The sequence below is a fragment of the Halomonas sp. ND22Bw genome (assembly GCF_003011945.1).
Taxonomy (GTDB): Bacteria; Pseudomonadota; Gammaproteobacteria; order Pseudomonadales; family Halomonadaceae; genus Halomonas; species Halomonas halophila.
Genome location: NZ_PXWD01000594.1, coordinates 1 through 291, shown reverse-complemented (window position 1 = coordinate 291; position 291 = coordinate 1). Strand labels below are relative to the sequence as shown.

Below are 291 nucleotides of genomic sequence, written 5' to 3'. Positions count from 1 at the left end.
CCGATTTCCTTGGCGATCTCGCGGGTGTCGAGCCAGGACGACATCCGGCGATGCAGGGCGAACGCGACCTCCAACTGCTTGAGATCGGCCTGACGGCCGATTGCATGTCCGGATACTGGAGCTTGCAAGCGAGCCGGGTTCCGTCGAGGGCGGTGGCGCGGTGGACCTGACCGAGCGATGCGGCGGCGGCGGGTTTGAGGTCGAAGCTCTGGAAGCGCGTCTGCCAGTTGGCGCCGAGTTCGGCCATCATGCGGCGCTTGACGAAGGCGGCCCCCATCGGCGGGGCGTCGG

1 protein-coding gene is annotated in these 291 nt (G+C 68.0%); it reads right to left on the bottom strand.

Annotation, left to right across the window (positions count from 1 at the left end; translation table 11 throughout):
* Positions 1 to 277, bottom strand: a 277-nt coding sequence (locus CVH10_RS19530) for an AarF/UbiB family protein (protein ID WP_369335897.1), incomplete at its 3' end; no start/stop codon positions are given.
* Between the last annotated feature and the right edge of the window lie 14 nt (positions 278 to 291).